The organism is Cellulosimicrobium sp. KWT-B (assembly GCF_002127155.1).
Lineage (GTDB): Bacteria > Actinomycetota > Actinomycetes > Actinomycetales > Cellulomonadaceae > Cellulosimicrobium > Cellulosimicrobium funkei.
Genome location: NZ_NEDO01000003.1, coordinates 633,468 through 644,987, shown reverse-complemented (window position 1 = coordinate 644,987; position 11,520 = coordinate 633,468). Strand labels below are relative to the sequence as shown.

The following is an 11,520-nucleotide window of genomic DNA, read 5'->3' as shown; positions in this document are numbered from 1 at the left end:
TTGCCCGGTGACCGATCGCGACACCAGCCCCCGCCCCACGCTCGACGACCTCGTCGGCGAGTGGCTGACCCTCCCCGACGTCGCCGAGGCGCTCGGCACCGACGTCGGCAAGGTGCGCCGTCTCGTGCAGGAGCGGCGCGTCGTGGGCGTGAAGCGCGGCGAGCGCACGACGTTCCAGGTCCCGGCGCGCTTCCTCGTGCCGCTACACCTGGTCGACCCGGCGAACGCCGGCCGCCCGGACGAGAGCGGCCGCGTGGGAGTCCTGTCGAGCCTGCAGGGCACGATCGTCGTCCTCACCGACGCAGGCTTCGACGACGCCGAGATCCTCGAGTGGCTCTTCACCCCGCACGACGAGCTCGGCGAGGCCCCGTTCGACACGCTCCTCAGCGGGCACAAGGCGCGCGTGCGCCGCGTAGCGCAGTCCGAGCTCTGACGCGCTCCGCCCGCCGCCCCGATCGTCCGGCCCTGTGCCGGGCCGGAGCCGGGCCGACGGGCGGCGGTGCGGTCAGGCCGTGCGCTCGACGGCGGCGCGCGCGAGCAGCGCGAGCATCGTCGCGCCCGGCTCCGCGAGCCCGGCCCCGTCGAGGGCGGCCGCGGCGCGCTCGGTGAGCTCCGCGATGAGCGACTCGACGGCGTCGCGCGCGCCCGTCTCGACGAGGACGGCGCGCAGGTCCTCCACCGTGGCCGGGTCGAGGTCCGGGTCGCCCAGGTGCGTGAGCAGCAGCTCGCGCTGCGCGGGCGTGGCGGCGGCCAGCGCGCGCACGACGAGCACCGTCCGCTTGCCCTCGCGCAGGTCGTCGCCGGCCGGCTTGCCCGTGACCTGCGCGTCGCCGAAGACGCCGAGCACGTCGTCGCGGAGCTGGAACGCCTCGCCCACGGGCAGGCCGAACGCGCTCGTCGCGGCGACCGCGTCGTCGTCGGCCCCGGCGAGCGCGGCGCCGAGCGCGATGGGGTGCTCGACGCTGTAGCGCGCGGACTTCGAGCGGATCACGGCCCGGGCCCGCTCCTCGTCGGCCGCCGGGTCCTCGCCCCACGGCAGGACCTGCGCGTGCACGTCGAGGTACTGGCCGGCCGTGACCTCCGTCTGCATGCGGCCGAACACGCGTCGCGACCGCGTGGCGACCGCGGGCGCGAGGTCGTCGAGCGCGTCGCCGAGCTCCCGGTGGCTCGCGATGAGCGCGAGGTCGCCGAGCAGGATCGCGGCGTTCTCGCCGTACCGCACGCCGTCGCCGGACCAGCCGAGGTCGCGGTGGCGCGCCGCGAAGGCGCGGTGCGCCGTCGGGCGGCCGCGCCGGGTGTCGGAGGAGTCCATGACGTCGTCGTGGAAGAGCGCCGCCGCCTGGAACAGCTCGAGCGCCGCACCCGCGCGCAGCACCGTGGTCCGGTGCGGGCCCGCGGCGTCACCGCCGTGCGCGCGCCACGACCAGTAGCAGAACGCGGCGCGCAGGCGCTTGCCGCCCGCGAGCAGCTCCTGCGTCGCGTCGGCGAGCAGGTCCGTGTCCGGGTGGGTCCCGGCGAGCTCGGCGCGCAGCGCCGCGGTCGAGGCGTGCAGGGCGTCGTCGACGCCGGCGCGCACCCCCTCGCGGTCGACGAGCGCGGCGGGGCTCGGGTCGGTGAGGTCCTCGGACGCCTGGGGAGGGACGGAGGGCGAGGTCGGCAGCGACGGGTTCGGCACGGGGGCAGCCTATGCGGAGCGGGCGCCACCCTGCCCGCCCGGTCTGGTGGCGGTCGGGCGGCGCGGCACCTCAGCCGGCGGCGACCTGGCCGCTGATCGTCACGAGCCGTTCCGTCTCGTCGTCGAAGACGCCGACGGCGACCGACTCGGTCGGGGCCTCGGGCGCCGTCGTGCGGACGAACGTGGTGAGCGACGTGAGCGCGCTCGGCACGGTCGACGGAGACACCTCGAACCCGGCCGGGCCCAGCGTGTCGGTGTAGTAGGCGGTGAGCGCCTCGACCGTGTCCGTGGAGCGCAGGTTCAGCGTGACGTCCACGAGCGCTCCGTCCTGCGACGGCCGCGCCGAGCTCGCGAGCACCTCGGCGCCCGGCGCCACCGGGACCAGCGCGGCGGGGAACCCCTCCACCAGGTCCCCGACCGCCGAGGCGGCGTCGTAGTCGGGCAGCGGCGTGCCCGGCGCGCCGGAGTCGGCGTCCGGCGCCGGCTGCTCCTCCCGGGGTGCCGCGGCGCCCTGCACGTCGGCCAGGTCCGCCTGGCACCCCGCGAGCGTCGAGCCCAGCACGGCCGCGACGAGGACGACGGCGGCCCGGCCGGCGGGGGAGAGCGCCGGGTGCGCGGCGGCGCGGGTTCGTGGTGGCACGCGCACACCGTAGTCACCCGCGCGTGCGCGAGCCACCACCGAGGTCGGGGGCCGACCACAGCCCAGGGTGCCCGCCCCGCGTCGTCCACAGCCGGGCGGCGGGCGCCCCGCACGCCGCCCCGACCGGCTGGGATGGGCGCATGACGACCCTCATCCGGGCCCAGGGCCCGCGCGAGCTCCTCGCCTACGTCCCCTTCCGGCTCGGCTACCGCCCGCAGGACAGCGTCGTCCTCGTCGGGCTGCGGCCACCGCGCGGCCGCATCGGTCTCGTCGTGCGCGTCGACGTCGCCGACGCGGCGGACGTCGAGCACGGGCCGCAGCTCGCGCGGTCCGTCGTGGGGCACCTCGCGGCCGACGGCGCGCGCCGCGTCGTGCTCGTCGTCTACTCCGACGCGCCGCTGCGCGCGGCGGGCGTCGCGGCCGCGCGGGTGCGGGCCGCCGTCGAGCACTGCCGCGAGGCCGCGGAGCCGCACCACGGGCCCGTCGAGGCGTGGGTCGTGTCGTCGACGGGCTGGTACGCGCTCGACTGCGCCGAGGACGACTGCTGCCCGCCGGAGGGAAGGTCGCTGCGCGAGCTCGAGTCGAGCGAGGTCGGCGCGCACATGGTGCTGTCCGGGGCGGCGCTCGCGGACTCGCGCGAAGAGGCGCTGCGGATCCCGCCCGCGGGCGCGGACGCGCGGCGCCGTGCCGCGCGCGCGGCACGGCGGGTGCGCGACCGCGCCCGGTCCGTGGCGGCCGGCGACGACGTCGCGGCCCGGGTCGCGGCCCGGGTGTCCGCCCTCGCGCTGTGGCGGACCGCGGTCGCGCAGGTCGTCGCGCGCGACCGGGAGCGGGACGGCGGGCGGGCCGACGGCGGACCGGTCCGCGACGGCGCCGGTGTCGCGGTGCCCGCCGCGACGGTCCTCGGGCGCCTGGCGGCGAGCCTGGAGTCGGTCCCCGTGCGCGACGCCGTGCTCCTGTCCCTCGTGCCGGGGACCGACGACCTGCCGGACCGCACCGTGCGGGGCGGGGACGTGGACGCCGGGACGGGCCGCGCCATCGCGGCCGTCGTGGACCCGGGCGCAGGCCTCGCGCCCGACCCGGCGGTCACCGGGCCGGCGAGGGCCGTGCTGGAGGGCGTGGTCGCCCACGCGCCGCGCGGGAGCACCGCGCCCGCGCTGACGCTCCTGGCGCTCGTGGCCTGGTGGCACGGCGACGGCGGCCGGGCCCGTCGGCGGCTGGCCGAGGCGCTCGCGGAGGACCCGACGTACCGGCTCGCGCTGCTGCTCGCGAGCGCGCTCGACGCCGGGGTCCCGCCGGGCTGGGTCCGCGCCGACGCGTGCGCCGACACGCACGACGTCGGGTAGGTTCGACGCAACACGACCTGCGGTCGCCCCCGCGGCCGGCCGCACCCACGAGCCGTCTCCGGAGGACACATGAGCGTCGTCGTCGCGCACCTGAGCACGCCCGAGGGCCGCGAGGCTCTCGACAGCGCGGCCACCGAGGCCGTCCGGCGCGGCACCGACCTCGTCGTCGTCGTGACCGAGGCCTCCATGGCGACTCCCGAGCTGGTCGCCGCGCACGAGGACGACCTGCGACGCGTGGAGGCACGCCTCGAGGGGACGGGCACGACGCTGCGCCGCGAGCAGGGCTCGTCGGACCTCGCGGACGACCTCGTGGGCGCCGCGGAGCGGTCGTCGGCGGAGCTCATCGTCATCGGGCTGCGTCGACGCAGCCCCGTGGGCAAGCTCATCCTCGGCTCGAACGCCCAGCGCATCCTGCTCGACGCGCCCTGCCCCGTGCTGGCCGTCAAGCCCGAGCGGCCCGCCGGCGTCTGAGCCGCCCGCGCGTCGGCGCGCGGACGTGGATCCCTGCGGTCCGGCGCGCCTGCGAGGGCCGGGTGAGGGGCAGGGTCTGCAGGGAATCTTCCAGGGTCCCGACCCGTTGTACACGTCACGAACCGGGTGACGAACGTCGTGACGACGTGGTGCGCCGGGCCGTCGGGAGGCGGTCAGGTCCGACATCACCCCGTGTCGCGGCGTCCGGCGCACGGATCGCCGGTACAATATAGGTAGTCCGCCAGAGCCCGACGACTCACCGTGAGAGTCCAGAGCAGCCCGCACTTCACGGTTCACGTCCCCGCTCCGGCGGCCCTACCGCCCCCCATGATTGCCGAAAGGTCGGTTTGTGGCGCCCTCAACCCCGATTTCCGCACTCCCGCGAGAGTTCGAGCACCCCGCCCTGCAGGAGCTCCTGCGGCGCGGCAGCGCGAACGGTCGCGTCGACGCCGAGAGCTTCCGCACCGCGTGCGAGCAGGCTGCCGTCAACGACGCCAAGCGGCTGAAGGCGGTCTTCCGCGCGCTCGCGGGCGCCGGCGTCGAGGTCGACATCCCGACCACGACGAAGGTGGCCGCGGCGGCTTCCCCGCGCAGCACGACGACGGCGCGCACCAAGCCCGCCGCGACGAAGTCCGCGTCGGCGACCAAGCGCACGACCACGACGAAGGCCGCCCCGGCGGCCGACGCCGAGGGTGCGGAGACCTCGTCGACCGGCCCCGCCAAGCCCGCCGCCCGCAAGACCGCGGCCAAGGCCCCCGCCAAGTCCAAGGCGACGCCCGCGCGCGCCAAGAAGAAGGACGACGACGAGGACGACGCCGAGGTCGAGATCGAGGATCTCGAGATCGACGTGACCGAGGACGAGGAGGCTGCGGAGCCGGGCGCCAAGAAGGCTGCCGCCGCCGCGCCGAGCGACGAGCCCGAGGAGACCGGCTTCGTCGTCTCCGACGCGGACGAGGACGACGCCCCGGTCCAGCAGGTCGTGACCGCGGGTGCTACGGCCGACCCGGTCAAGGACTACCTCAAGCAGATCGGCAAGGTCGCGCTGCTGAACGCGGAGCAGGAGGTCGAGCTCGCGAAGCGGATCGAGGCCGGTCTGTTCGCGGAGGAGAAGCTCGCGGCCGAGGGCGACGACCTGGACCGCAAGCTCAAGCGTGAGCTGCAGTGGATCGCGCACGACGGCAAGCGGGCGAAGAACCACCTGCTGGAGGCGAACCTGCGTCTGGTGGTGTCGCTGGCCAAGCGGTACACGGGTCGCGGCATGCTGTTCCTGGACCTGATCCAGGAGGGCAACCTCGGTCTGATCCGTGCGGTCGAGAAGTTCGACTACACCAAGGGCTACAAGTTCTCGACGTACGCGACGTGGTGGATCCGGCAGGCGATCACGCGAGCGATGGCGGACCAGGCGCGCACCATCCGTATCCCGGTGCACATGGTCGAGGTCATCAACAAGCTCGCTCGCGTGCAGCGTCAGATGCTGCAGGACCTGGGCCGCGAGCCCACGCCCGAGGAGCTCGCCAAGGAGCTCGACATGACCCCGGAGAAGGTCGTCGAGGTCCAGAAGTACGGCCGCGAGCCCATCTCGCTGCACACGCCGCTCGGCGAGGACGGCGACTCCGAGTTCGGCGACCTCATCGAGGACTCCGAGGCCATCGTCCCGGCGGACGCGGTGAGCTTCACGCTCCTGCAGGAGCAGCTGCACCAGGTGCTCGACACGCTGAGCGAGCGCGAGGCGGGCGTCGTCTCCATGCGGTTCGGCCTCTCGGACGGGCAGCCCAAGACGCTCGACGAGATCGGCAAGGTCTACGGCGTGACGCGTGAGCGCATCCGTCAGATCGAGTCGAAGACCATGTCGAAGCTGCGCCACCCGAGCCGCTCGCAGGTGCTGCGCGACTACCTCGATTGAGTCGGTAGGTCAGTTCTCAACGAAGCCGCAGGTTGGGGGTGTTTAGCACGCATCCCGGGCCTGCGGCTTCGTCGTGCAGCGTTGCTCGTACAGATATCCGCGGCTAGCGTCGCGACGCGTGAGCACATCACCGGGTGCCGCCCTCGATCTGCGGGCGCTTTGCTCGCACCGAAGGTGCGGACGGCACCACGAGCAGGCGTCAACGCGGCGTGCTCGCGTTCGTCTCATCCGTGGCGTCGACGGCGCGACGTGGCGTGAGGTCGCGGACGCGCTCAATCTTCATCACGGGTAGGCGTCGGCCGCGCTTAGAACGTGCGGTTTTCTGTTCGGGTTATGCGTCGAGCCCGTCCCGGAAATGACGAATCCCGCGATCGACACGGTAGGCGGGTCTGCTGGGGGTCAAACCTGGGGCTAGTTCTTGCGTCGTCGCCCCGTGTGTCGTTGCCGGATCGACTCGATGACCACGCCGATGACGACGAGAACGGCGAGGGTCCCGATACCGACGCGGAGCGGGTCCCACCCGTCCGAGATTGCGCCGACGACCACCCCTGTAAGTGTGCAGGCCATGGCGATTATCAGCAGCAGTGCGATTCTGCGAGTGTTGCCGGTGGGCGTGGTCATTCGCTCACGGTAGGACCGGCGGGGATCGCTCGCTCCAGCGGATGACGCCTCAGAACTCGTGTGCGCGTCCCTCGGCGCGTCCGGACGCCTGTTCTGCTGTAGTCCGTCGCGGTGCCGAGCTTCGGAGCGCCCTGGGACGCTGGCGGCTCTGGGCCGGGCCGAGCGCGTACAACGTCGTCGGCCTGTCGGCAGTAGTGACGACGGGAGTTTCCGTTGCGTGCTCGCATGACGAAGTGGTCGACACCGCTGTTCCTCGTGCGCTTCACGTGGAGGGCTGGAATCGCTGTGAAATCAACGGTTGTGCGCAGCGCCCACCTAGAGTGCGCGACTACCTCGACTGACGCGTCGCGGCGCGCCACCGGCCGCCCGCCGCCGTCGCACGACGAAGGCCCCGAGGAGATCTCCTCGGGGCCTTCGTCGTGTCTGAGGTCTGTCTCTGAGGTGGTCGTCGCGGGGGACCGGGCGGTGGAGCCGGTCCCCGCGGTCGTGCGCTCCTGGCGCGGGACGTGCTCGGCGGACCGGCGCGTCAGCGCGCGCCGTGCTCCGCGAGCAGCTTGTCGGTCTCGTCCTGGATGGACGTCGCGAGGTCGGTGTAGGCATCCGCGTGCGCCCGCGCGTGGTGGCCGCAGAACAGCAGCTCGCCGCTCGGCAGGACCACACGGACGTACGCCTGGGCCCCGCAGCGGTCGCAGCGGTCGGCCGCGGTCAGCGGTTCGGTGGTGGTCGTCGTAGCAGTCACATGAACATCAAACCATCCCCTCCTGAGGTTTCGTCCCGGGGGAGCGCCGGGTTCGCTACCCGCGAAGCGCGCTCACCCGGCGCCGTCGTCTCCCGCCGGCATCTCACGCATCCCGCCGCATCCCGCCCGATCGCGCGGCGTCCGCGGCAGCGCGGCGGGGCAGCACCGCGCTGTGGGCGCCCTCGTCTAGGCTTGCCGCCGTGACGACCACCTCCGCTGAGTCCAGCTACACCGCTCGGCACCTGTCCGTGCTCGAGGGCCTCGAGGCCGTGCGCAAGCGCCCGGGCATGTACATCGGCACGACCGACTCGCGCGGTCTCATGCACTGCCTCTGGGAGATCATCGACAACTCGGTCGACGAGGCGCTCGCGGGCAACTGCTCGAAGATCCGGGTCGTGCTGCACGCCGACACCTCCGTGACGGTCGAGGACGACGGCCGCGGCATCCCCGTGGACATCGAGCCGAAGACGGGTCTGTCCGGCGTCGAGGTCGTGTTCACCAAGCTCCACGCGGGCGGCAAGTTCGGCGGCGGGTCGTACACCGCGTCGGGCGGTCTGCACGGTGTCGGTGCGTCCGTCGTCAACGCGCTGTCCTCGCGCCTCGACGTCGAGGTCGACCGCGGCGGCAAGACGCACCGCATGACCTTCCACCGCGGCGAGCCCGGCGTGTTCAGCGACCCGAAGACGGGCCCGACGCCGGACGCCCCGTTCGAGCCGTTCGTGTCCGGGTCCGAGCTCGCGGTCGTCGGGAAGACGAAGCGTGGCGTCACCGGCACGCGCGTCCGCTACTGGGCGGACCACCAGATCTTCCTCAAGACGGCCGTCTTCTCCTACGACGAGCTCGTCACGCGCGTGCGCCAGACGACGTTCCTCGTCCCCGGTCTCGAGATCACGGTGCGCGACGAGCGCGGCGTGCCCGGGACGCCGGGGGAGTCCGGGCCGCATGAGGAGACGTTCGTGCACACGGGCGGGTCGGTCGACTTCGTCGACTTCCTCGCGCCGGACACCCCCGTCACCGCGACGTGGCGCCTCACGGGCTCGGGCTCGTTCACGGAGACCGTCCCGGTGCTCGACGACCGGGGTCACATGACCCCGCAGGCGGTGCAGCGCGACTGCGAGGTCGACGTCGCGCTGCGCTGGGGCACCGGCTACGAGACCGAGGTCCGCAGCTTCGTCAACATCATCGCCACGCCCAAGGGCGGTTCCCACCTCGGCGGCTTCGAGCAGGGCCTGCTCAAGGTGCTGCGCAAGGCGGTCGAGACGAACGCGCGCCGCCTCAAGGTGTCGACGAAGGACGCGTCCGAGCGCATCGAGAAGGACGACGTCCTCGCCGGCCTGACGGCCGTCGTCACCGTGCGCCTCGCCGAGCCGCAGTTCGAGGGCCAGACGAAGGAGGTCCTCGGCACGGCGCCGGTGCGCGGCATCGTGGCGCGCGTCGTCGAGAAGGAGCTGAACGCCCTCCTCACCTCCACCAAGCGCGACGAGAAGACGCAGGCCGCGCTGCTGCTCGACAAGGTCGTCGCCGAGATGCGCGCGCGCATCACCGCGCGCAAGCAAAAGGAGATCTCGCGGCGCAAGAACGCGCTCGAGACGTCGTCCCTCCCGGCCAAGCTCGTCGACTGCCGCAGCGACGACGTCGAGCGCAGCGAGCTGTTCATCGTCGAGGGCGACAGCGCGCTCGGCACCGCGCGCCTCGCGCGCAGCTCCGACTTCCAGGCGCTGCTGCCCATCCGCGGCAAGATCCTCAACGTGCAGAAGGCGTCCGTGAGCGACATGCTGCGCAACGCCGAGTGCACCGCGATCATCCAGGTGCTCGGCGCCGGGTCGGGGCGGTCGTTCGACCTCGAGGCCGCGCGCTACGGCAAGATCGTGCTCATGACGGACGCCGACGTCGACGGCGCCCACATCCGCACCCTGCTGCTCACGCTCTTCTACCGGTACATGAAGCCGCTCGTCGAGGCGGGCCGTGTCTTCGCCGCCGTGCCGCCGCTGCACCGCATCGAGGTCATCGGCGCCGGGCGCCGCAAGAACGAGTACATCTACACGTACTCCGAGGCCGAGCTCGCCGCGACGCTCAAGAAGCTCGACAAGGCCGGCCGCCGCTACAAGGACGACATCCAGCGGTACAAGGGCCTGGGAGAGATGGACGCCGACCAGCTCGCCGAGACGACGATGGACCCGCGCCACCGCACCCTGCGCCGCGTCACGGCCGAGCACGCCGAGGCGGCGGAGCGCGTGTTCGAGCTGCTCATGGGCAGCGACGTCGCGCCGCGCAAGGAGTTCATCGTCGCCGGCGCGGCCGAGCTGGACCACGCCCGCATCGACGTCTGACGATGTCCGCCGGGCAGGGCGCGCGACGGGCGGGCGACCCCGACCTGGTCCGGCTGCTGCGGCGCACCGTCCTGCTGGTCGCGGGGCTCAACCTCGCGTACTTCGTCGTCGAGCTCACCGTCGCGCTCGCGGCGGGTTCGGTCTCGCTGCTCGCCGACAGCGTGGACTTCCTCGAGGACACCGCGATCAACCTGCTCATCGCCGTCGCGCTGGGCTTCCCGCTCGCGCGGCGCGCGGTCCTGGGCAAGGCGCTGGCGCTGCTCATCCTCGTCCCCGCGCTGTTCGCGGCGTGGGAGGTCGTGCGCCGGTTCGGCGACCCGCCCGCACCCGAGGTGCTGCCGATCGTCCTCGCCTCGCTCGGCGCGGTCGTGGTCAACGGGGTGTGCGCGTGGCTCCTCGTCCGCGTCCGCCATCACGGCGGGTCGCTGAGCCGGGCCGCGTTCCTGTCGGCCCGCAACGACGTGCTCGTCAACGTCGCCGTCATCGCGATGGGGCTCGTGACCGCGTGGACCGGGTCCGGCTGGCCGGACCTCGTGCTGGGGTGCGGGATCATCCTCCTCGCGGGCCACTCCGCGTACGAGGTGTGGGAGGTCAGCGAGGAGGAGCGGCTGGCGGCCAAGGCCGTCGCGGGCGAGGAGATCGGGTGAGGGGCCGTCGTCCGACAGGCGGGCGACCCGGCGCGAGCCGGGCGGCGCTCCGTACGCTGACGACGTGACCCTCCGAACGCTCCGCGCCACGTCCGCGCGCCCGCTCACCGCCCTGACCGCCGTCCTGCTCACCGCAGGCCTGCTGGCCGGGTGCTCGTCCGCCGACGAGCCCGCCGCCGACACCACGTCGACCTCCACGGCGACCGCGGGCGAGGAGTCGAGCGCCCCGGCCGACGACGCGACGGACGAGGCGCCCGACGACGAGTCCGGCGACGGCGAGGACGCGCCCGAGCTCTCCTACGAGGGCCGCGAGGGCGCGACGGCCCTCGACCTGCTCCTCGAGGCGGACCCGTCCGCCCAGGTGACCGGTGAGGGCGAGAACGCGTTCGTCACGGCGATCGACGGCGTCGCCGCCGACCCGGACAGCGAGTTCTGGGCCCTGTACGTGAACGACGAGATGGCTACCGTGGGTGCAGGCTCGCTCGAGACGACGGACGGGGACGAGATCACGTGGAAGCTCGAGACGTTCACCTCGTGACGCGCTCGGAGAGCACGGCGCTGCGCTGGTGGCGGCCGGCGCTCGTCGTCACGCTCGCGGCGCTCGCCGTCGTCTGGCGGCTCGTGCGCGCCGACCTCGGCGCACCCCCGAACCTCGAGCTCGTCACCGCGGCGACGTTCGCGGCGACGATCCTGCTGCGCTCGCGGTGGGCGTTCGTCGTGCCGCTCGCGGTGACGGTCGTGTCCGACGTCGTGCTCGGCAACACGGCGATCGCGCTGTTCACGTGGAGCGCGTGGCTCGTCGTCGGGCTGGGCTCGCTGCTCGCGCGGAACACGACCGGGTGGCGTCGCGTCGGTGCGGGCGCGGCGTTCGGCGTCGCGGGCTCGCTGTGGTTCTTCGCGTGGACGAACTTCGGCGTCTGGCTGCAGGGTCGCGGCGTCTGGTACCCGGCAGGAGCGGACGGGCTCGTCGCGAGCTACGTCGCGGGTCTGCCGTTCCTGCGCACCATGCTGCTCGGCAACCTCGTGCTCGTGCCGCTCGTCGCGGCCGGGACGCTGCTCGTGGACCGGCTCGAGGCGTCGCACGGGATGGTCGGCGCCCGCGCCGTCCCCGCCGCGCGGTAGCGTGGTTCGTGCCGGACGACCGCACA

General features: G+C 73.6%; 12 protein-coding genes. 8 read left to right on the top strand and 4 right to left on the bottom strand.

Annotation, left to right across the window (positions count from 1 at the left end; genetic code table 11):
- Nucleotides 1-7 precede the first annotated feature (7 nt).
- The gene (locus B9L22_RS12835) at nucleotides 8-433 is read left to right on the top strand and encodes an Rv2175c family DNA-binding protein (RefSeq protein WP_034655478.1); all 426 of its coding nucleotides are present in this window, start codon (nucleotides 8-10) and stop codon (nucleotides 431-433) included.
- Between the two features lie 72 nt (nucleotides 434-505).
- Here the strand turns inward: B9L22_RS12835 and B9L22_RS12830 are convergent, their stop codons facing one another.
- Nucleotides 506-1,675 (bottom strand): polyprenyl synthetase family protein, encoded by a 1,170-nt coding sequence (locus B9L22_RS12830; RefSeq protein WP_233140079.1) that lies wholly within the window; start codon nucleotides 1,673-1,675, stop codon nucleotides 506-508.
- Nucleotides 1,676-1,745: 70 nt separating this feature from the next.
- On the bottom strand, nucleotides 1,746-2,315 hold the full coding sequence (locus tag B9L22_RS12825; RefSeq protein ID WP_143317289.1) for a hypothetical protein: 570 nt from the start codon (nucleotides 2,313-2,315) through the stop codon (nucleotides 1,746-1,748).
- A gap of 140 nt (nucleotides 2,316-2,455) precedes the next feature.
- Between B9L22_RS12825 and B9L22_RS12820 the strand changes: the two genes are divergently transcribed.
- The 3 genes from B9L22_RS12820 to B9L22_RS12810 all read left to right on the top strand — a co-directional run bounded on the left by B9L22_RS12820 (nucleotide 2,456) and on the right by B9L22_RS12810 (nucleotide 6,035).
- Nucleotides 2,456-3,661, top strand: a complete 1,206-nt coding sequence (locus tag B9L22_RS12820) for a DUF4192 domain-containing protein (protein WP_086150629.1) — start codon at nucleotides 2,456-2,458, stop codon at nucleotides 3,659-3,661.
- 69 nt (nucleotides 3,662-3,730) lie between these two features.
- On the top strand, nucleotides 3,731-4,132 hold the full coding sequence (locus B9L22_RS12815) for a universal stress protein (RefSeq protein WP_086150628.1): 402 nt from the start codon (nucleotides 3,731-3,733) through the stop codon (nucleotides 4,130-4,132).
- Between the two features lie 349 nt (nucleotides 4,133-4,481).
- On the top strand, nucleotides 4,482-6,035 hold the full coding sequence (locus tag B9L22_RS12810; protein WP_021479922.1) for an RNA polymerase sigma factor: 1,554 nt from the start codon (nucleotides 4,482-4,484) through the stop codon (nucleotides 6,033-6,035).
- Nucleotides 6,036-6,446: 411 nt separating this feature from the next.
- Here B9L22_RS12810 and B9L22_RS12805 read toward each other — a convergent pair whose 3' ends face one another.
- Nucleotides 6,447-6,656 (bottom strand): hypothetical protein, encoded by a 210-nt coding sequence (locus tag B9L22_RS12805; RefSeq protein ID WP_086150627.1) that lies wholly within the window; start codon nucleotides 6,654-6,656, stop codon nucleotides 6,447-6,449.
- 526 nt (nucleotides 6,657-7,182) lie between these two features.
- Nucleotides 7,183-7,395, bottom strand: a complete 213-nt coding sequence (locus B9L22_RS12800; protein ID WP_021479923.1) for a hypothetical protein — start codon at nucleotides 7,393-7,395, stop codon at nucleotides 7,183-7,185.
- 200 nt (nucleotides 7,396-7,595) lie between these two features.
- Here B9L22_RS12800 and B9L22_RS12795 point away from each other — a divergent pair, with 200 nt between their 5' ends.
- The 4 genes from B9L22_RS12795 (at nucleotide 7,596) to B9L22_RS12780 (ending at nucleotide 11,494) form a co-directional block, all read left to right on the top strand.
- Entirely contained in the window at nucleotides 7,596-9,725 is a 2,130-nt protein-coding gene (locus B9L22_RS12795) for a type IIA DNA topoisomerase subunit B (RefSeq protein WP_086150626.1), read from the top strand.
- Nucleotides 9,726-9,727: 2 nt separating this feature from the next.
- On the top strand, nucleotides 9,728-10,372 hold the full coding sequence (locus tag B9L22_RS12790) for a cation transporter (RefSeq protein WP_086150625.1): 645 nt from the start codon (nucleotides 9,728-9,730) through the stop codon (nucleotides 10,370-10,372).
- A gap of 64 nt (nucleotides 10,373-10,436) precedes the next feature.
- Nucleotides 10,437-10,910 carry a DUF4430 domain-containing protein gene (locus B9L22_RS12785; protein ID WP_086150624.1) on the top strand — a complete coding sequence of 158 codons (474 nt, stop codon included), beginning with the start codon at nucleotides 10,437-10,439 and terminating at the stop codon, nucleotides 10,908-10,910.
- Nucleotides 10,907-11,494: a DUF6580 family putative transport protein gene (locus B9L22_RS12780; protein WP_021479927.1), complete on the top strand. Its 588-nt coding sequence runs from the start codon at nucleotides 10,907-10,909 to the stop codon at nucleotides 11,492-11,494. Before B9L22_RS12785 ends, B9L22_RS12780 begins: the two co-directional genes overlap by 4 nt.
- The last annotated feature ends 26 nt before the right edge of the window (nucleotides 11,495-11,520 follow it).

What these genes read in the sequence shown, in the direction of transcription:
- B9L22_RS12815 (WP_086150628.1), top strand. Translation starts at nt 3,731, where the DNA reads ATGAGCGTCGTCGTCGCGCACCTGAGCACGCCCGAGGGCCGCGAGGCT.
- B9L22_RS12820 (WP_086150629.1), top strand. Translation starts at nt 2,456, where the DNA reads ATGACGACCCTCATCCGGGCCCAGGGCCCGCGCGAGCTCCTCGCCTAC.
- B9L22_RS12790 (WP_086150625.1), top strand. Translation starts at nt 9,728, where the DNA reads ATGTCCGCCGGGCAGGGCGCGCGACGGGCGGGCGACCCCGACCTGGTC.
- B9L22_RS12805 (WP_086150627.1), bottom strand. Translation starts at nt 6,656, where the DNA reads ATGACCACGCCCACCGGCAACACTCGCAGAATCGCACTGCTGCTGATA.